This is a genomic window from Amycolatopsis sp. GM8 (assembly GCF_021653975.1).
Lineage (GTDB): Bacteria > Actinomycetota > Actinomycetes > Mycobacteriales > Pseudonocardiaceae > Amycolatopsis_E.
On the sequence record NZ_JAJKFK010000002.1, the window covers coordinates 881,762 to 899,434 of the forward strand.

21 protein-coding genes are annotated in these 17,673 nt (G+C 68.6%); 10 read left to right on the forward strand and 11 right to left on the reverse strand.

Features of this window, described 5'->3' with window-relative positions; translation table 11 throughout:
• The first annotated feature begins 70 nt into the window (after positions 1 to 70).
• From LOZ83_RS11705 to LOZ83_RS11715, 3 genes are all read left to right on the forward strand, one after another.
• Positions 71 to 931, forward strand: a complete 861-nt coding sequence (locus tag LOZ83_RS11705) for a 3-hydroxybutyryl-CoA dehydrogenase (protein WP_236790472.1) — start codon at positions 71 to 73, stop codon at positions 929 to 931.
• Between the two features lie 2 nt (positions 932 to 933).
• Entirely contained in the window at positions 934 to 1,839 is a 906-nt protein-coding gene (locus tag LOZ83_RS11710; RefSeq protein WP_236790473.1) for a Gfo/Idh/MocA family protein, read from the forward strand.
• Between the two features lie 149 nt (positions 1,840 to 1,988).
• Positions 1,989 to 2,531 carry a VanZ family protein gene (locus tag LOZ83_RS11715; protein WP_236790474.1) on the forward strand — a complete coding sequence of 181 codons (543 nt, stop codon included), beginning with the start codon at positions 1,989 to 1,991 and terminating at the stop codon, positions 2,529 to 2,531.
• On the opposite strand, the gene arfB is transcribed toward LOZ83_RS11715, so the two are convergent.
• From arfB to LOZ83_RS11755, 8 genes are all read right to left on the reverse strand, one after another.
• Positions 2,519 to 2,953 carry an alternative ribosome rescue aminoacyl-tRNA hydrolase ArfB gene (arfB, locus tag LOZ83_RS11720; protein WP_236790475.1) on the reverse strand — a complete coding sequence of 145 codons (435 nt, stop codon included), beginning with the start codon at positions 2,951 to 2,953 and terminating at the stop codon, positions 2,519 to 2,521. The two genes, LOZ83_RS11715 and arfB, sit on opposite strands and share 13 nt — an antisense overlap.
• A complete protein-coding gene (locus LOZ83_RS11725) occupies positions 2,937 to 3,203 on the reverse strand; it encodes a type II toxin-antitoxin system RelE/ParE family toxin (protein WP_236790476.1) in 267 nt (88 codons plus the stop codon). Before LOZ83_RS11725 ends, arfB begins: the two co-directional genes overlap by 17 nt.
• On the reverse strand, positions 3,200 to 3,475 hold the full coding sequence (locus tag LOZ83_RS11730; protein ID WP_236790477.1) for a type II toxin-antitoxin system Phd/YefM family antitoxin: 276 nt from the start codon (positions 3,473 to 3,475) through the stop codon (positions 3,200 to 3,202). The genes LOZ83_RS11725 and LOZ83_RS11730 overlap by 4 nt, the downstream gene beginning before the upstream one ends.
• 37 nt (positions 3,476 to 3,512) lie before the next feature.
• Positions 3,513 to 4,583, reverse strand: a complete 1,071-nt coding sequence (gene purM / locus LOZ83_RS11735; RefSeq protein WP_236790478.1) for a phosphoribosylformylglycinamidine cyclo-ligase — start codon at positions 4,581 to 4,583, stop codon at positions 3,513 to 3,515.
• Positions 4,584 to 4,611: 28 nt separating this feature from the next.
• Complete coding sequence (purF, locus tag LOZ83_RS11740) at positions 4,612 to 6,129, reverse strand: amidophosphoribosyltransferase (protein ID WP_236790479.1); 1,518 nt, start codon at positions 6,127 to 6,129, stop codon at positions 4,612 to 4,614.
• A gap of 92 nt (positions 6,130 to 6,221) precedes the next feature.
• Positions 6,222 to 6,605 carry a hypothetical protein gene (locus LOZ83_RS11745; protein ID WP_236790480.1) on the reverse strand — a complete coding sequence of 128 codons (384 nt, stop codon included), beginning with the start codon at positions 6,603 to 6,605 and terminating at the stop codon, positions 6,222 to 6,224.
• Positions 6,592 to 6,831 (reverse strand): DUF397 domain-containing protein, encoded by a 240-nt coding sequence (locus LOZ83_RS11750; RefSeq protein ID WP_236790481.1) that lies wholly within the window; start codon positions 6,829 to 6,831, stop codon positions 6,592 to 6,594. The genes LOZ83_RS11745 and LOZ83_RS11750 overlap by 14 nt, the downstream gene beginning before the upstream one ends.
• Before the next feature lie 225 nt (positions 6,832 to 7,056).
• Positions 7,057 to 7,935, reverse strand: coding sequence for a helix-turn-helix transcriptional regulator (locus tag LOZ83_RS11755; protein ID WP_236790482.1), 879 nt, complete (start codon positions 7,933 to 7,935; stop codon positions 7,057 to 7,059).
• 177 nt (positions 7,936 to 8,112) lie between these two features.
• Between LOZ83_RS11755 and LOZ83_RS11760 the strand changes: the two genes are divergently transcribed.
• A complete protein-coding gene (locus tag LOZ83_RS11760) occupies positions 8,113 to 8,949 on the forward strand; it encodes an SAM-dependent methyltransferase (RefSeq protein WP_236790483.1) in 837 nt (278 codons plus the stop codon).
• On the opposite strand, the gene LOZ83_RS11765 is transcribed toward LOZ83_RS11760, so the two are convergent.
• Complete coding sequence (locus LOZ83_RS11765) at positions 8,946 to 9,326, reverse strand: sterol carrier family protein (RefSeq protein WP_236790484.1); 381 nt, start codon at positions 9,324 to 9,326, stop codon at positions 8,946 to 8,948. The genes LOZ83_RS11760 and LOZ83_RS11765 overlap by 4 nt on opposite strands.
• Positions 9,327 to 9,381: 55 nt before the next feature.
• Between LOZ83_RS11765 and LOZ83_RS11770 the strand changes: the two genes are divergently transcribed.
• From LOZ83_RS11770 to LOZ83_RS11785, 4 genes are all read left to right on the forward strand, one after another.
• Positions 9,382 to 10,005, forward strand: coding sequence for a type VII secretion system-associated protein (locus tag LOZ83_RS11770; RefSeq protein WP_236790485.1), 624 nt, complete (start codon positions 9,382 to 9,384; stop codon positions 10,003 to 10,005).
• A gap of 110 nt (positions 10,006 to 10,115) precedes the next feature.
• The gene (locus LOZ83_RS11775) at positions 10,116 to 10,925 is read left to right on the forward strand and encodes a lysozyme (RefSeq protein WP_374202650.1); all 810 of its coding nucleotides are present in this window, start codon (positions 10,116 to 10,118) and stop codon (positions 10,923 to 10,925) included.
• Between the two features lie 178 nt (positions 10,926 to 11,103).
• A complete protein-coding gene (locus tag LOZ83_RS11780) occupies positions 11,104 to 11,976 on the forward strand; it encodes a lysozyme (protein WP_236790486.1) in 873 nt (290 codons plus the stop codon).
• 127 nt (positions 11,977 to 12,103) lie between these two features.
• A complete protein-coding gene (locus LOZ83_RS11785; protein ID WP_236790487.1) occupies positions 12,104 to 13,237 on the forward strand; it encodes a hypothetical protein in 1,134 nt (377 codons plus the stop codon).
• Here the strand turns inward: LOZ83_RS11785 and LOZ83_RS11790 are convergent.
• Entirely contained in the window at positions 13,231 to 13,815 is a 585-nt protein-coding gene (locus LOZ83_RS11790; protein WP_236790488.1) for a helix-turn-helix domain-containing protein, read from the reverse strand. The genes LOZ83_RS11785 and LOZ83_RS11790 overlap by 7 nt on opposite strands.
• A gap of 13 nt (positions 13,816 to 13,828) precedes the next feature.
• Between LOZ83_RS11790 and LOZ83_RS11795 the strand changes: the two genes are divergently transcribed.
• Positions 13,829 to 14,326, forward strand: coding sequence for a GNAT family N-acetyltransferase (locus LOZ83_RS11795; RefSeq protein WP_236790489.1), 498 nt, complete (start codon positions 13,829 to 13,831; stop codon positions 14,324 to 14,326).
• A 9-nt stretch (positions 14,327 to 14,335) separates the two neighbouring features.
• Positions 14,336 to 15,349 (forward strand): pentapeptide repeat-containing protein, encoded by a 1,014-nt coding sequence (locus tag LOZ83_RS11800; protein ID WP_236790490.1) that lies wholly within the window; start codon positions 14,336 to 14,338, stop codon positions 15,347 to 15,349.
• Here LOZ83_RS11800 and purL read toward each other — a convergent pair.
• Positions 15,346 to 17,634: a phosphoribosylformylglycinamidine synthase subunit PurL gene (purL, locus tag LOZ83_RS11805; protein ID WP_236790491.1), complete on the reverse strand. Its 2,289-nt coding sequence runs from the start codon at positions 17,632 to 17,634 to the stop codon at positions 15,346 to 15,348. The two genes, LOZ83_RS11800 and purL, sit on opposite strands and share 4 nt — an antisense overlap.
• Positions 17,635 to 17,673 lie beyond the last annotated feature (39 nt).

Sequence of the window (17,673 nt, forward strand, 5' to 3'; positions counted from 1 at the left end):
TGACTTCCGGTGAGTTCCGGGGGCCGCCCTCGTTCCTCGTCATGCGCCGGGTCCGTTCGAGGAGGCTTTTGTGGCGGACATCCAGCGCGTCGGCGTGATCGGTGCTGGTCTGATGGGCTCGGGTATCGCCGAGGTGCACGCGCGGGCGGGCGCCGACGTGACGATCACCGAGGTCAACCAGTCGGCGCTGGACGCCGGGCGCGCGCGGATCGAGCAGTCGCTCCAGCGTGCCGTCTCGCGCGGCAAGCTCGCCGAGTCCGATGCGGACGAGGCGCTGCGGCGGCTGACGTACACCACTGAGCTGGAGTCGTTCGCCGACCGCGATCTCGTCATCGAAGCGGTCATCGAGCAGGAAGCCGCGAAGGTCGAGATCTTCCGCTCGCTGGACAAGATCGTCGAGCGGGCCGACGCGATCTTCGCCTCGAACACGTCCTCGATCCCGATCATGAAGCTCGGCATGGCCACCGGCCGTCCCGCACAGGTGATCGGCATCCACTTCTTCAACCCGGTCCCGGTGCTGCCGCTGGTCGAGCTGGTGCCGTCGCTGCTGACGAGCGACGAGACGGTCAAGCGCGCCGACGAGCATGCCAGCGGGATGCTCGGCAAGACCGTGATCCGCGCGAAGGACCGCGCGGGCTTCATCGTGAACTCGCTGCTGGTGCCGTACCTGCTGTCCGCGATCCGGATGGTCGAGTCCGGGTTCGCCACCGCCGAGGACGTCGACCACGGTATGGAGCTGGGCACCGCGCACCCGATGGGCCCGCTGCGGCTGTCCGACCTGATCGGACTCGACACCATCAAGGCCATCGCGGACTCGATGTACGACGAGTTCAAGGAGCCGCTGTACGCCGCGCCGCCGCTGCTGCTGCGCATGGTGGACGCGGGCCTGCTGGGCAAGAAGAGCGGGCGCGGCTTCTACTCGTACTCCTGACCATGGACGAGCCGCTGCGGGTCGGCCTCGTCGGCGCGGGCCCGTGGGCGAAGTCCGTGCACGCGCCCGGTCTGGCCGACCATCCCGGCACGTCGCTCACCACGGTCTGGGCCCGACGGCCCGAGGCCGCGCGCGAACTGGCGGACACGCACTGCGCGTCCGTGTCGCAGAGCCTCGACGAGTTGCTGGCGCAGGTGGACGCGGTCGCGTTCGCGGTGCCGCCCGCCGTGCAGACCGAACTGGCGCTGCGGGCCGTACGGGCGGGCAAGCACGTGATCCTCGAAAAGCCGCTGGCGACCGACCTGGACTCGGCGGAACGGCTCGCCGATGCCGTGCTCGCGGCCGAGGTCGCGAGCCTGGTCATGTTCACCTTGCGGTTCGCGATCGAGACGCGGGAATGGCTGGACGATCTCGCGTCGGTCGGCGGCTGGACCGGTGGTTCCGCGCGCTGGCTGTCGGGCGCGCTGCTCGGCGGGCCGTACAGCGGTTCGACGTGGCGGCACGAAGACGGCGCGCTGGCGGACATCGGGCCGCATGTCGTCGATCTGCTGGACGCCGCGCTCGGGCCGATCACCGAGGTCCTCACGTCCTACCGCTCGGACGAGGACCTGTGCCATCTCGTGTTCACCCATGAGGGCGGCGCTTCCAGCACCGCGACGATGTCCAGTCGGCTGCCGATCCGGCCCACCGTCGCGGAATTCGCGGTCTACGGTGCGCAGGGTTACCGGGTGCTCAACCGTCGCCCGGTTGCCGGAGTCGAGCGGTTCACCGCACTCCTCGACGACTTCGCCGCGATGATCGCCACGGGCACCACCACGCACCCCTGCGATGTGCGCCGTGGCCTGCACATTCAACGTGTCCTGGAGCAGGCGAAGCGCGGTAGCAGAATCCCGTTCACCAGCCCGTAACGCCACGCCGGGCGATCGGCGGTTCACCGAAAAGTGCACTCGATCGGCTCTGCCGATTTCGCGGCTCGCTGCAAAGATCATTTACGTAGGCGAGTCGGGGAGGGGCGGGCGTGGCTGTACTTTCGGCTAGTTTCGGGATCCTGGCACCGGTGACGATCATCGCGCTGCCATTCGCGTTGTTCGCGTGGCGGTTCCTGACGAACTGGCGCAGCCGCACCAGATCCGCGCTGAGCGCGGCCACCACGTCCGGTCTCGATGTCGGGATTGTGCTTGTGGCGCTGGAAATCCTGGCACTGACGATGATGCCGATCGGCGACTCGGGTGGCAGCTCCGTGCATCTGATGCCGGGCTCGGACATCCTCACCGAGTTCTCCGACAACGGGTCGCTGTGGCAGATCGCGGGGAATCTGCTGCTGCTGGCGCCGCTCGGGGTGCTGGTGCCGCTGAGGGTGCCGGCGATGCGGTCGATCCGGCGGATCACGCTCGCCGCGTTCGCGGTGTCGGTCATGCTGGAGTTGATCCAGTACCTGTTGCACGCCGGCCGGGTCACCTCGACCGACGACGTCCTGCTGAACACCCTCGGCGTCGCGGCGAGTGCCACGCTGACCTGCGGCTGGGCCCGCCGGCCGGTGCCGGTCATGATCCCCGCGCAGCGGGAGCAGGCACTGGTGGAGGCCGGTCAGTCGTCGTAGCGCCCGCCCCGGCCGCGTTTGACGTCGCCGCGGCGTTTCTTCTCGGCGAGCCTGCGTTCCTTCGAGCCGCGGCTCGGTTTGGTGGGGCGGCGTTTCGGCGGTGGCGCCGCCGCCGCGTCCCGCAGCACCGAGACGAGCCGCGCCCGCGCCGCCTCGCGGTTGGCCAGCTGGGCACGCTGTTCGCGCGCGGCGATCGTCAGCACACCGCCGGTCAGTCGCGAGGCCAGCCGGGCGAGCAGCCGCGGCCGCAGATCGTCCGGAATGGACGGTGACCGCGCGACGTCGAAGGACAGCTCGACCCGCGAGTCCGTCGTGTTCACGCCCTGCCCACCGGGGCCCGAGGACCGGGAGAACCGTTCGCGCAGCTCACCCGCCGGAATCACGATCCGGCGGGTGACGGCGAGGTCATCGTCGATAGACATGGGCTCGATGGTCGATGTGCAGGATCTCGATCACGATGTCGTCGTCATCGATCTCGTACAGCACCCGATACGATCCACGCCGCGCCGAATAGGTTCCGACGAACTCGCCGACCAGCGGTTTGCCCAGCCGGTAGGGATTCTCGGCGAGCGGGCCGAAGATGAACTCGACGCAGGCGGCCGCGATCTTCTCGGGCATCTTGTCGAGGTCGCCTTCGGCGCGTGCGGTGAACCGCACGTGGTGGGCTGTCACTTCAGATACTTGGCCCTGATCGACTCGGTATCGGCGAAACGTCCGGCAGCGGCGTCCTCGATGCCTTCCCGCAGGCCGTCCGCTACCTCCGGGTGCGACAGGATGTCGACCGTTTCTTCCAGCGCCGCCAGGTCGTCCGGCGAGATGAGCACCGCGTCGGGGTGGCCGTGCCGGGTGATGGTGATCCGGTGATGCGTGCGCGAAACCTCCGTGACCAGTTCGGAGAGCCGGTCACGGGCCTCGCCGAGTGGAACGTCGGGTGCGATCGTCATACCAACCAGTGTAGCCAAAAGTCTGGGCAAAACCGAGTCAGAATCGCGGGTGGTCGCCCGACAGCACCGCACGCGGGCTCTCGTCGTCTTCCGACGGACGGACCTCGCCCAGCACCCAGGCCGGGACGTGCCGCGCGGTCAGCACCGCCATCGCCCGATCGACGTCTTCGGCGTCGACCACCGCGACCATGCCGACGCCCATGTTGAACGTCTTCTCCATCTCGGCCCGCTCGACCTTGCCGCGCTGCGCGATCAGCGCGAACACCGGCGCCGGGCTCCAGGTGCCCCGGTCCAGCTTCGCGGTCAGCCCCGGCGGCATGACGCGTGCCAGGTTCGCCGCCAGCCCGCCGCCGGTGACGTGCGCGAACGTGCGCACCTCGGCCTCGGCCGCGAGCGCGAGGCAGTCCTTGGCGTAGATCTTGGTCGGTTCGAGCAGTTCCTCACCCAGCGTGCGGCCGAACTCCTCGACGTGACCCTCCAGCGGCATCCGGGCGATCTCCAGCAGCACGTGCCGCGCCAGCGAGTAACCGTTGGAATGCAGGCCGGACGACCCCATCGCGACCACCACGTCACCGGGGCGAACCCGGTCGGGCCCCAGCACGCCGGACGCCTCGACCACGCCGATACCGGTCGCGGACAGGTCGTAGTCGTGCTCGCCCATCATCCCCGGGTGCTCGGCCGTCTCGCCGCCCAGCAGCGTGCAGCCGGCCTGGACGCAGCCGTCGGCGATGCCGCTGACCAGCGCCTCGATCCGCTTCGGCTTGACCTTGCCGACCGCGATGTAGTCCTGCAGGAACAGCGGCTCGGCCCCGGTGACCACGAGATCGTCGACCACCATGGCGACCAGGTCGACGCCCACCGTGTCGTGCTTGTCCAGCGCCTGCGCGACCGCGATCTTCGTGCCCACCCCGTCCGTCGAGGAGGCCAGCACGGGCTCCTTCCACCGGTCGAGCTTGAGCGCGAACAGCCCGGCGAACCCGCCCACCCCGCCGAGGACCTCGGGCCTGCTGGTCCGCTGCGCATGCGGTTTCAGCAGCTCGACGGCTTCGTCACCGGCGTCGATATCGACCCCGGCCGCGGCGTAGGTGGCGTTCGTGGATTCGCTCACGGCAAGCGGACTCCAGACTGGTTTCGGCTCAGGGACGCCGGACGGCATCCCCAGCACCGTACCCGGCCTGGGTGACGCTCAATGAGGTCGCCGTGGTGTCGTCCATGCTCTCCAGCAGGTGCTTGCCGATGAGTGCGTCATCGGGCAGCGGGATCGGGTACTCGCCGCTGAAGCACGCCGTGCACAGCCGCGACTTCGGCTGCTCGGACGCGGCGACCAGACCGTCCAGCGATACGTAACCGAGCGAGTCGGCGCCGATGAGCCGGCGGATACCGTCCAGGTCGGCGCCGTTGGCCACCAGTTCCGCCCGCGAGGCGAAGTCGATGCCGTAGAAGCACGGCCAGCGCACCGGCGGCGACGCGATCCGCACGTGCACCTCGAGTGCGCCGGCCTCGCGCAGCATCCGGACCAGCGCGCGCTGGGTGTTGCCACGCACGATCGAGTCGTCCACCACGACCAGGCGCTTGCCGCGGATCACGTCTCGCAGCGGGTTGAGCTTGAGCCGGATGCCCAGCTGCCGGATGGTCTGCGAGGGCTGGATGAACGTGCGCCCGACATAGCCGTTCTTGACCAGGCCCTGGCCGTACGGGATGCCCGAGGCCTGCGCGTACCCGATCGCCGCGGGGGTACCGGACTCCGGCACCGGGATGACCAGGTCGGCCTCGACCGGGTTCTCCTGCGCGAGCCGCTTGCCGATGTCGACCCGGGTCGCGTGCACGCTGCGGCCGGCGATCGAGGTGTCCGGCCGGGCGAGGTACACGTACTCGAAGATGCAGCCCTTCGGCTCGGGGCTGGCGAACCGGCTGGAGCGCAGGCCCTCGGCGTCGATGGCGATCAGCTCGCCCGGCTCGACCTCCCGTACGAACGACGCGCCGATGATGTCCAGCGCCGCGGTCTCGCTCGCGACGACCCAGCCGCGTTCGAGCCGGCCGAGCACGAGCGGGTGCACGCCGTGCGGATCCCGTGCGGCGTAAAGGGTTTCCTCGTCGGAGAAGACCAGGCAGAACGCGCCACGCAGCGTCGGCAACAGCTCCAGCGCGGCGGCCTCGATGCCCTTGTCGGCGGCCGAGGCCGCCAGCAGCCCACAGACCAGGTCGGAGTCGCTCGACGACCCGGTCAGCCCCGCGAGCGGTTTGATCCCGGCGTCGCGGGTACGGTCCCGCAGTTCCGCTGTGTTGACGAGATTTCCGTTGTGCGCCAGGGAAAGCCCGCTGCCGATGGTGGTCGTGCGGAACATCGGCTGGGCGTTCTCCCAGGTCGAGGACCCGGTGGTGGAGTAACGGCAGTGCCCGACGGCGATGTGTCCCTGCAAGGAGGACAGCACCTGCTCGTCGAAGACCTGGCTGACCAGACCGAGATCCTTGAAGACCACGATCTGCTTGCCGTCCGACACCGAGATGCCGGCGGCCTCCTGACCTCGGTGCTGCAACGCGTACAACCCGTAGTAGGCCATCTTCGCGACTTCTTCGCCCGGTGCCCAGGCACCGAACACGCCGCATTCTTCCCGAGGTTCGTGCTCAGGCTGATCGTTGTGGTCGGAAACCACGAAGGTGCTCCCTGGAGACGCGGGCGGGCCGCTTCAAGTGTAGGTCGCCCCCGCCCCCTGCACGGGAGGACGCCACAGTGACCTTCGGCTCCTCAGCTCGCCGCGGCGAGCCATTTCGAGCGCCCGTCCTGGTCGGACACCCAGCAGCCGCGCATCGGCCGCGCCCGGCCGGCGCCGTACTGGTCGTCCAGCGCGAGCAACTCGTTCAGCACCACGTCGACGGTGCCGCGGCAGCGCCACAGCATCGTGCGCGGAGCGAGGATGTCGGTCTCATCCGCCGGCACCCGGCTCGCCACGACGTCGTCCTCGGCGTTGAGCCGGACGACGTCGATGACCGAGCCGTGCACCCGGATCCCCACGACGGCGGCGACGTTGCCCTCGTCGTCGCGGGGGTGGATGAACCGGTAGCCGCGACCGATCAGCTCGGTCAGCCGCGTCTCCAGGGAGTGATCTGGGTTTTGCTCAGCTGAGCACATCGTCGAATTCGCCGTCCTTGGCACCCGCGAGGAACGCGGCCATCTCGTCGCGCGTGTAGACAAGCGCCGGGCCCTCCGGGAAACGTGAGTTGCGCATGGCGACCTCGCCGGACGCCAGGGTGGCGACCTCGACACAGTTGCCCATCGCGCCGCTGAACTTGCTCTTGCGCCAGTCGGCGCCGGTCAGCTCGGTGGCCGGCATGCCGTTCGAAAATCGTTTCGCCATTTTCTCGAACCCTCCCGATCGGACTGTCCGGTAGTGCATCTGCACGTGCATCTGCACTTGTGGACAAGAAGCTACCAGTCCTGGGTGCACGAGTAAATGCACGAGTCGATGCACGTGCACTTGGGAGAAATTGTTACCTACTACAGGTTTCTGGTTTGTGCACATTGCACACAAGCGGGTGAAGTTCCCCGCTCGGCGCTAACTCAACGTGACGAAAGCGGCTGGCTAGATCTCGGCGATGCGCTTGAGCAACATCTGCCTGCTGCGATCGGGTGTTTCCGCGTCGACGGTCAACCGGTCGAAGGCGCGGCCGTAAAGCTCCAGCTCGTCGGGCTTCTCCAGGTAGAGGGCGCCGTTGAGATGCTCGAGGTAGGCGATGTTGGGCAGCTCGGGCTCGGCGAACTGCAGCAGCGAAAACGCGCTCTCGACCGCGAAACCGCTGACCGCGAACGGCACGACCTGCAGCGAGATGGTCGGCATCTTGATCAGTTCGAGCAGGAACTCCAGCTGCTCCTTGAGCACGCCCATGCCGCCGACCGGCCGGTACAGCACCGCCTCGTCGAGCACGGCCCACAGCCGGGGCGGCTTCTGGCCGGCGAGCAGCTTCTGCCGCCGCATCCGGATCGCGACCCGGTCCTCGACGCTCTGGTCGGCCTGGTCCGAGCTGCCGCGCGAGATCACCGCGCGGGCATAGGACTCGGTCTGCAGCAGGCCTGGGACGAACATCAGCTCGTAGGTACGGATCCGGGTGGTGGCCTCTTCCAGGCCGATGTAGTTGTCGAACCAGTTCGGCAGGGTCTCGTTGAAGCTGCGCCACCAGCCCGGCCGGTTGGCCTGCTTGACCATCTCGACGGCCCAGTCGCGCTCGGCCTTCTCGTGCACCCCGTACATGGTCAGCAGGTCGACCACGTCGCGTTCCTTGCAGCCGACGCGGCCCAGCTCCATCCGGGAGATCTTCGATTCCGACGCCCGGATCTCCCACGCCGCCTGCGCCCGCGTGATGCCCGCGGACTCGCGCAACCTGCGCAGTTGCGTCCCCAGAATCATCCGGCGTGCGGTGGGACCGGTGCCCTGCTCCACTTCCGGCGGATCGGACTGGGCCATCGGGGTGAACCCTCCCTGGTGCGGGGTACAAAAGAGACGGAAATCGCCCAGCTATTGAAGGTACACCGCGGCAGGCCGCGGTCAAGCCTGCACGTGCATTTACCAAGATGCAAACAGTCATTACGCTAGGTGTGCCCTTCAACACTAAGCTGATCTTCCCAGTCAGGGAGCCGCCCAATGACGGACACCGCTCGCACTTATCCCACCGCGGTCCCGGTCGGCGTCGATCCCAACCGCGCGAGCATCGCGCGGGTGTACGACGCGTTCCTCAACGGCAAGGACAACTACGAGATCGACCGTGAGGTCCTGCGGGGGGTGCAGAAGGCGGCGCCGGAGGCGCAAGAGCTCGCGACCGAGAACCGCGGCTTCCTGATCCGGGCCTGCCGGTTCCTTTCCCTGCAGACCGACATCACGCAGTACCTCGACCTCGGCTCCGGCCTGCCCACCGCGGAGAACACGCACCAGGTCGTGCAGCGGCTCAAGCCCGAGGCCAAGGTCGTCTACGTCGACAACGACCCGGTGGTGCTGGCGCACGGGCGCGCGCTGCTGGAGGAGAACGAGAACACGCACTTCGTCGCGGAGGACATCTTCCAGCCGGACGAGGTGCTCGGGAACCAGCTCGTGCGGGAGACCCTGGACTTCTCGAAGCCGATCGTGCTGCTGCAGGCCGGCACGCTGCACCACTACGAGGGCGAGCCCGACGCGCCCAAGCAGATCATGGAGCAGTACATCGAGGCGCTCGCGCCCGGTTCGTACGTCGTGGTGAGCCACTTCCTCGACCCGGAGAACGAGCACAGCGTGGTCGCGCGGAAGATGGAAGAGGCGTTCCGGCACAGCATGATGGGCTCGGGCACCTTCCGTACCCTGCCGGAGATCCAGGCCCTGTTCGGCGATCTCGAGATGGTCCCGCCCGGCGTCTCGAAGTGTGTCGACTGGTGGCCGGACGGCCCGCAGATCAAGCCGCTCAACCAGGTTCAGCACTGCATCGCGGGCGGCATCGGCCGCAAGGTCTAGTCCCGCACCACCGGCAGCCAGTGGGAAAGGTCGGCCCGGGTCCCGGAAGCGGTGACCCGGCCGGCCTCCATCGCGTCTGTCCATTGCAGACGGCCGGTGGCGAGTTCGAGCCACGTCCGCGGGTCGGTTTCGATCACGTTCGGCGGGGTGCCGCGCGTGTGCCGCGGGCCCTCGATGCATTGCACTGCACCAAATGGCGGCACCCGTACCTCCACTGTGCGCCCCGGCGCGTCGGCCGCCAAAGCGCGTAGGCTGAGGCGTACGGCGGCGGCCAGTACTGGGCGCTCCGGTTTCTCCTCGTCCCCGTCCAACCAGGCGGCGATCGCTGTCACCGCGGCACGTAACTCTGCGGGATCGACCGAACGCGAAGGGGGCATGGCGGAACAGTAGAGTGAACGTCAGTACGAAGGCACGCGACACGTGGGGTAGAACATGGCGCAGCGGGACGAAGCAGACCGGCTCGTACCGAATCCCCAGACCGTCAATCGGCTCGGCAAGCCGAAGATCACCGAGGAGATGCGCGCCAACGCGAGGGCGAACCCCAACAGCTGGCTCTACGTGATCGACGAAGCCTTCGATCCCAACGGTCCGGTGCCCTCGTGGGCCGTCGTCGGCGCCTATCCGGTCAACGCGCGCGGTGCGATCGTCGAGGACTTCCACCCCAACGACCGGTACCGGCCCTCGCCGAAGGCGCTCGGGTTCCCCGAGCCCGCCAACGAGCTCGAGCGGCTGCTGCAACTGGTCCGTACCAATCACCGGCCGGCCGAAGACCTGCCGCCGGTCATCCTCAACGCGACGCTGTTCGTCTACGCGATGTCGCCGCTGCAGCGCACGGTGATCGGCTTCCACAACACCGACGGCCGGGTGCTGGTGCCCGCGTACACGTCGAAGTCGCTCGTGCCGCGCGAGTGGCCGCACGCCCGCGCGGTCCTCGGCCGGGACATGGTCCCGCTGCTGGCCGGGCACCCGGTGACGATCAACCCGCACGAGGCGGTCACCGCGGTCGTACCCGCCGAGCACCTGGAGTACGCGCTCGCGCGCGAAGGCCAGCGGTGATAGTCGCTTACACGACACGCCGTGTTGTCACTCCACGGAGTGACAACCGAGTCGCCGTATAGGCTCCATAGAGGCATTGTGGCTCCCCGGAGGGATAGAGGGGAGTCGCTGTGGGTTCATCGAGTTCGAGGTTGCGCTGGGGCGCGGCCGTTGCCCTGTCCGGTGCGCTGACCGTCACGATCACCCCCACCGCGGCTGCCGCCGCTGACTACAGTCTCGCGGGCAGCACGTTCGCCGGTTCGCAGATCGCGAAGGTCGAGGGTGGCGACCCGACGATGCGATACCAGAGCCTCGACGGCATCCGCGGGCACGACGTCAGCGGGCATCAGGGCCCGGTCGACTGGGGCGCGGCCTGGGCTGCGGGCGGCCGGTTCGTCTACATCAAGGCGACCGAGGGCACCGGCTACACCAATCCGCAGTTCGCCCAGCAGTACAACGGTTCCTACGACGTCGGCATGATTCGCGGTGCATACCACTTCGCGCGGCCGGACGTGTCCAGCGGCGCGGCGCAGGCGAACTACTTCGTCGATCACGGCGGCGGCTGGTCGCCCGACGGCCGGACCCTGCCCGGCGCGCTCGACGCGGAGTACAACCCGTACGGCGATGCCTGCTACGGCATGGACCCGGTCGCGATGAGCGTCTGGCTCGCCGACTTTTCGAACACCTATCTGGCCCGTACCGGTCGTTTCCCCGCGATCTACACCTCGGCGAGCTGGTGGAACCGGTGCACCGGCGGCAATGCCGGATTCGGCGCGAACCCGCTCTGGGTGGCCCGGTACAACGACTTCATCGGCGCGCTGCCGGCCGGCTGGCAGCGTCAGGTGATCTGGCAGTACGCCGACGCCGGCCCGCTGCCCGGCGACCAGAACCTCTTCGACGGGTCTCCTGACCAGCTCAGCGGCTTCGCGCTCAATCGCTAGCCCGTTGGAGTCACGACGAAAGTCGCTCTTTTCACCAGGTCATGCGTAATTTCCTCACACGACACAAGAACTTCGCGCAAGTGGGTGACAAGTCGCCATGTCGTCATAAAGAATCACGCGCGGACGGCCTCCCTGCACCGGCCGTCCGACTGCGAGGGCAATCGAAAGGGATACATCCATGTCCACATTTTCGAGAAGACGCGGGCAGCTCACGGCGGCCGTCTGCGTGGCCGCGGCGGCGGCACTGCTGTCCGGACTGTGCACCCCGGCCGGCGCGGCCGAGAGCGCCGCCTCGGTCGACGCGTATGTCGCGGAGCACGATCACGCGATGGGCTCGCAGATCAGGCGGGTCGAAGGCGATCAGTCCACTCAGGACAGTCGCGCGGCGGCGAGCCGGCCGCAGGGCCTCAACCTCGACGGCGTCGCCGCCACGGCCACCGTCGAGGGTATCGACGTGAGCGGCTACCAGGGCAACGTCGACTGGAACAGCTACTGGGGACAGGGCAAACGGTTCGCCTACGTCAAGGCGACCGAGAACGTCAACTACGTCAACCCGTACTTCGCGCAGCAGTACAACGGTTCGTACAACGTCGGCATGATCCGCGGCGCCTACCACTTCGCGACCCCGAACACCTCCTCCGGCGCGGCGCAGGCCAACTACTTCCTCGCCCACGGCGGCGGCTGGTCCGGCGACGGCAAGACCCTCCCCGGCGCGCTGGACATGGAGTACAACCCGTACGGCGCGACCTGCTACGGCCTGTCCGCGGCCGCGATGACCGCGTGGATCAAGGACTTCAGCGACACCTACCACGCGCGCACCAGCAAATGGCCGGCGATCTACACGAGCACCAGCTGGTGGAGCCAATGCGTGAGCGGTGACTTCAGCTCGACCAACCCGCTGTGGGTCGCGAGGTACGCCTCGTCCGTCGGCGCGCTGCCGTTCAACTGGGGTGTCTATACCTTCTGGCAATACAGCTCGAGCCCCATCGACCAGGACAGCTTCAACGGGGCCTACGACCGGCTCCAGGTGTTCGCCACGAACCACGATTGATCACATCGGTCACGAAAGGGCTTCCGTCCGAGCGGGCGGAAGCCCTTCTCGCGTACTTTTTGCTGGAACCAGGCCGGGGGCCGGCACGTCCGAGCAGGGCGTAGGGGACTTGCGAAAGGCGAGAGCGATGACGTATCCACCGCAGCCGGGCCAGCCGGATTACGGGCAACAGCCGGATCCCTATGGGCAGCAGCCCGGTGGGTACGGGCAGCAGCAGCCAGGAGGGTATCCGCAGCAGGGGGGCTATCCGCAGTCGGGGGGTTTCCCGCAGCAGCCCGGTCAGCAGCCGGGTCAGCCTGGCCAGCCGCAGTACGGGCAGCCGGGCTACGGCCAGCAGCCCGGCTATGGGCAACAGCCGGGTTACGGCCAGCCTTACCCCGGCTACGACCCGTCCGGCGGTGGCGGGCAGTACCCGCCCACCGGCCAGTTCCCGCCGGGCATGTACGGCGCCCCGCCGCCCGGTGGCGGTAACAAGAAGGGCCTGTGGATCGGGCTGACCGTCGTCATCGTGGTGATCCTTGCGGCGCTCGGCATCACGGGTTTCTGGCAGCCGGGTTTCTTCGTCGGTGGCAGTGGTGGTTCCAGCGCCGCGCCGGACGCGACGGCGCAGTCGATCGTGGACGGGCTGAACAAGCACGACAAGACCGCGCTCAAGGCCCTGGTCTGCGCGAACGCCGACAAGGACGTCAACGACAAGATCGACGCGGTCGACGACGTGACGAGCGCGAAGCTCACCAGCGTGCAGGCCAACGGCGACAAGGCGACCGCGGTCGTCGCGGTCACCGCCGGCGGCGAGAGCGGCACGGCGACCGGTGGCCTGGAGAAGCAGAACGACAAGTGGTGCTGGCACGACATCGCGCTGAAGTCGGGCGGCTCGGGTGGTTCCAGCCGGTCGTCCACGCCGACGTCGCGTTCGCGCACCACCTCGCCGACGTCCAGCTCGAGTTCCAGCTCGGGCGGCAGCGGCAGCGGCGATGCCTACGACGTGACCGCGCAGAACTTCATCAGCAAGGTCAACGGCGGTGACAGCGCGGGCGCGATGGCGCTGGTGTGCCAGTCGAACGTGTCCGACATCCAGCCGAACGTCAGCAAGGCGACGTCGCAGGGCGCGCAGCTGACGGCGAAGATGTCCGGCATCGACGGCATCGGCCTCGGCGACCTGAAGGGCACCATCGGCGGCCGGCCCATCAACGGCGGCTTCATCTCGACCGACGAGATCAACGGCGGCGACGCCTGCATCGACAACTTCGACTTCTACTGATCGGCGGTCATGCGGCCGAGGCCAGGGGTCCTCGGCCGCATGACGAGCGCCGCCACGTAGTACGTGCACGGCGCGTGGGAGTGGTTGGCGTAGGACAGCGTGCAGTCGGCGGCGAGGTACAGCGAATCGCCTTCGCCGAGGATCAGGACTTCGCCGTCGATGGTCAGTGTCAGCGTTCCGCTCTGCACCACGATGAACTCGTGTGAGCCGGCCGCGTACGGCGCGTAGGTCCCGGCTTCGCAGTCCGGCGGCAGCGTCGAGCGGATCCATTCGAAGTTCACGCCCGGCACGACCGGGGTCAGGATCGTCCGCTGCCAGCCGCCCGGTTCGTGCACGGTGTCCTGCTCGGCGGCGCGCCGGACGATCCTGCGCTCCGGTTGCGTGAGCAGGTGCGCCAGCGCCACCCCGAGCCCGTCCGCGATCCGGTCGAGCACCACCACCGTCGGCGCCTTCGCCCCCCGCTCGACCGACGAAAGCATGCTCACGCTGACCCCCGATCGGTCGGCCAGCGCCTGCAGCGTCAACCCCCGTTCGGTCCGTTCCGCCTGGATTCGTTCTCCCAGCACCGTGAGGTCCATGTACGCTATAGTAATGGATGATTTCGCTATAGAGGAAGCGGTGCCGCCGGATCTGCCGGCCATCGCGGAGATCTACGCGCACTACGTCGAGCACAGCGTCGCGACCTTCGACCTGACCGCGCCGGACGAGACCGAATGGAAGCAGCGGTTCGACACCGAGCTGCCGTTCCTCGTCGCGCGCCTGGACGGCGAAGTCGCTGGTTACGCCTACTGCGCACCGTGGAAGAGCCGTCCCGCCTACCGTCACACCGTCGAGGACTCGATCTACCTCGCGCCCGCCGCGGTCGGCCGGGGTATCGGCGGCCGCCTGCTCGACGAACTGCTCATGCGGTGCCAGGCCGCGGGCGTCCGCGAGGTGATCGCCGTGATCGCGGACCCGGGCCCGGAAAACGCTTCCCCTGTCCTGCATCGCCGCCGCGGTTTCGCGGACATCGGCCGGCTGACCCGGGTCGGCTTCAAGCGCGGGCGCTGGGTCGACACCCTGCTCATGCAACGGACCTTGGCCCCGTAAGGTGCGCGCGTGAGCCGATGGAGATCGCCGCTGGGGGCGACGTTCGTGCTGGCCGTGGTCCTGCTCGCGGGCGTCAGCGGCTGGCTGCTGACCGATCCGGCGACGAGCCGCGCCGACGCGCTGCGCACAGGCGGTCTCGCGGGCGGCGCGGTCGTGGCGCTGTACGCGTTGTGGCTCAACGACCGGCGGCGCAAGGTCGAGGAGAACCGCCAGCAGGTCGAGCGCGCCCGGTACGAGCTGGAGCAACTGCGCGCCGAACGCGACCGGGACCGCGTGACCGACGAACGGTTCGCGAAATCCGTTGAGCTGCTGGGAAACGAGGCCGACCAGGTACGGGTGGGCGCGCTGCACGCGCTCGTCGGCCTGGCCCGCGGCCGCTCCGACTACACGCAGACCGTGCTCGACATCCTCTGTGCCTACCTGCGCATGCCGTCCACAATGGACGATCGCGAGCGGCAGGTCCGGAACACCGCGCAGCGGCTGCTCACCGAGCTACTGCCACCCGCGGGCGACGGGCCGGACTACGACCTCGACCTGACCGGCGCCGACCTGCGGTATTTCGATCCGTCGGGGCGCCGGATCGGCACTCTGGTGATGCGTGACGCGCAGCTGCACGAGAGCACCAACTTCAGCGACTGCGAGTTCACCGGACCCGCGTGGCTGACCAGGGCCACCGCGCACGGCCGATTTCGTTGCGAGAACGCCAAGTTCGGCAAGCGGGCGTGGTTCAGCGGCACGACGTTCGCGGGGCCGGCCGAGTTCACCGGTACGACGTTCGCCGGCGAGGCCAACTTCAAGAACGCGGTCTTCTCGGACGACGCGCTCTTGGGTGCGACCTTCGTGAACGCGCTGGACCTCTACGAAACGCGGTTCGACGGCCGGGTCGATCTCAGCTCGGTCCGGCCGTCGGACACGGTTTCGCTCTACAACACACTGGTGTACTCGACCCGCATCGAGCTGCCCGAGCACTGGACGACCGAGCTGGCCGACGAGCACACGCGCATCATCGACCGGCGGAGCTAGGCGAACAGCTTCGGCAGCGTGCCCTCCCACGCCTCGCGCAGCTCGGCGAGCGGGAACGTCGTCAGCCCCTGGATCTCCAGCGAGTCCGACTCCGGGTCCACCACACCGGACTTGCGCCACGGCAACCCGCGCGCGGTGCACATCTCGGTGAACCGCAGCTCTTCAGTGCGCGGCACGGCGACCAGCACCCGGCCCGAGGACTCCGAGAACAGCTGCACGAACGGGTCCGCGTCCTCGTCGAGCACGACCCGCGCGCCACACTGGCCGACCAGCATCGTCTCGACCAGGGTTTGCGCGAGCCCGCCGTCGGACAGGTCGTGCGCGGCGGAAATCATGCCGTCCCGTGAACCGGCGACGAGGATCTCGGCGAGCAGCCGTTCGCGCTCGAGGTCGACCTTCGGCGGGCGGCCGCCGAGGTGATCGTGCACGACCTGCGCCCACGCCGAGCCGTCCAGCTCGTCGTGCGTTTCGCCCAGCAGCAGCAACGTTTCCCCGGCTTCCGCGCCGATCCCGGTCGGGATGCGGCGGCGGACGTCGTCGACCACGCCGAGCACGCCGACCACCGGGGTCGGCAGGATCGCGGTCTCGCCGGTCTGGTTGAAGAAGCTGACGTTGCCGCCCGTCACCGGGATGCCCAGCTGCGCGCACCCGTCGGCGAGCCCGTGCACGGCCTGCTCGAACTGCCACATCACGCCCGGGTCGGTCGGCGCGCCGAAGTTGAGGCAGTTCGTGACGGCCAGCGGGGTCGCGCCGCTCGTGGCGACGTTGCGGTAGGACTCGGCGAGCGCGAGCTGCGTGCCCAGATACGGGTCGAGGTACACGAAGCGGGCGTTGCAGTCGGTCGACACCGCCACCCCGCGACCCGTGTTCTCGTCGATCCGGATCAGCCCCGAGTCGGCCGGCTGCGCGAGCACCGTATTGCCGCGCACGTAGCGGTCGTACTGCTCGGTGACGAAGTCCTTCGCCGCCTGGTTCGGCGAGGAGATCACGCGCAGCAGGGTCTCGTGGATCTCTTCGGGGCTCGACGGGCGGGCCAGGCCCGCGGTGCCCGAAGCCTGCAGGGTGTCCTGAGTGGACGGGCGGACGACCGGCCGGTCGTACACCGGGCCCTGGTGCGCCACGGTGCGCGGCGGCACGTCGACCACGGTCTCGCCGTGCCAGGTGATCACCAGGTGCTCGCCGTCGGTGACCTCGCCGATCTCCGTCGCGATGACGTCCCACTTGCGGCAGATCGCCATGAACTCGTCCACTTTGGACGGTTCGACGACCGCGCACATGCGTTCCTGCGACTCGCTGGAGAGGATCTCCGCCGGGGTCATCCCGGTCGCCCGCAGCGGCACCCGGTCCAGCTCGATGTGCATTCCGCCGTCGCCGGCCGCGGCCAGCTCCGAGGTCGCGCAGGACAGCCCGGCACCGCCGAGGTCCTGGATGCCGACCACGAGCTTCTTCGCGAACAGCTCGAGGCAGCACTCGATGAGCACCTTCTCGGTGAACGGGTCGCCGACCTGGACGCTCGGTAGCTTCTTGCGGCCGCCCGCCGACTCGTCGCCGGAGAACGTGTCGCTGGCCAGCACGGACACGCCGCCGATACCGTCCAGCCCGGTGCGGGCGCCGAACAGGATGATCTTGTTGCCGGTGCCGGAAGCGAAGGCCAGGTGCAGGTCCTCGGTGCGCATCGCGCCCACGCACATCGCGTTCACCAGCGGGTTGCCCGCGTAGCTCGCGTCGAACACGACCTCGCCGCCGATGTTCGGCAGGCCGAGGCAGTTGCCGTAGCCCGCGACCCCGGCGACCACGCCGGGCAGCACACGGCGCGTGTCGGGCGCGTCGGCCGGGCCGAAGCGCAGCGCGTCGGCGACCGCGAGCGGCCGCGCGCCCATCGCGAGGATGTCGCGGACGATGCCGCCGACCCCGGTCGCGGCACCCTGGTAAGGCTCCACATAGGACGGATGGTTGTGGCTCTCGACCTTGAACGTGACGGCCCAGCCGTCACCGATGTCGACCACACCGGCGTTCTCGCCGATCCCGGCGAGCATCTTGGCCTTCATCTCCGGCGTGGTCGTCTCCCCGAAGTACCGCAGATGCTTCTTGGAGGACTTGTACGAGCAGTGCTCGCTCCACATCACCGAGTACATGGCGAGCTCGGCGTCGGTCGGGCGGCGGCCGAGGATCTCCCGGACGCGGGCGTATTCGTCGTCGGCGAGCCCGAGTTCGCGGTAGGGCTGCGGGGTGTCGGGAGTGTCCGCGGCGCGTGCGGTGGTGTCGATGACCAGCGTTTCCGTCACTTGGCAAGGGTAACTGGGCGCGAAGCGTCTCGATGATGA

Excerpts from the sequence above, each read along its gene's own strand:
- LOZ83_RS11770 (WP_236790485.1), top strand. The coding sequence starts at position 9,382 with ATGGCGCAGCGGGACGAAGCAGACCGGCTCGTACCGAATCCCCAGACC.
- LOZ83_RS11780 (WP_236790486.1), top strand. The coding sequence starts at position 11,104 with ATGTCCACATTTTCGAGAAGACGCGGGCAGCTCACGGCGGCCGTCTGC.
- LOZ83_RS11785 (WP_236790487.1), top strand. The coding sequence starts at position 12,104 with ATGACGTATCCACCGCAGCCGGGCCAGCCGGATTACGGGCAACAGCCG.
- LOZ83_RS11760 (WP_236790483.1), top strand. The coding sequence starts at position 8,113 with ATGACGGACACCGCTCGCACTTATCCCACCGCGGTCCCGGTCGGCGTC.
- LOZ83_RS11750 (WP_236790481.1), bottom strand. The coding sequence starts at position 6,831 with ATGGCGAAACGATTTTCGAACGGCATGCCGGCCACCGAGCTGACCGGC.
- LOZ83_RS11790 (WP_236790488.1), bottom strand. The coding sequence starts at position 13,815 with ATGGACCTCACGGTGCTGGGAGAACGAATCCAGGCGGAACGGACCGAA.
- LOZ83_RS11710 (WP_236790473.1), top strand. The coding sequence starts at position 934 with ATGGACGAGCCGCTGCGGGTCGGCCTCGTCGGCGCGGGCCCGTGGGCG.
- LOZ83_RS11755 (WP_236790482.1), bottom strand. The coding sequence starts at position 7,935 with ATGGCCCAGTCCGATCCGCCGGAAGTGGAGCAGGGCACCGGTCCCACC.
- LOZ83_RS11765 (WP_236790484.1), bottom strand. The coding sequence starts at position 9,326 with ATGCCCCCTTCGCGTTCGGTCGATCCCGCAGAGTTACGTGCCGCGGTG.
- LOZ83_RS11745 (WP_236790480.1), bottom strand. The coding sequence starts at position 6,605 with ATGTGCTCAGCTGAGCAAAACCCAGATCACTCCCTGGAGACGCGGCTG.
- LOZ83_RS11730 (WP_236790477.1), bottom strand. The coding sequence starts at position 3,475 with ATGACGATCGCACCCGACGTTCCACTCGGCGAGGCCCGTGACCGGCTC.
- arfB (WP_236790475.1), bottom strand. The coding sequence starts at position 2,953 with ATGTCTATCGACGATGACCTCGCCGTCACCCGCCGGATCGTGATTCCG.
- LOZ83_RS11795 (WP_236790489.1), top strand. The coding sequence starts at position 13,829 with ATGGATGATTTCGCTATAGAGGAAGCGGTGCCGCCGGATCTGCCGGCC.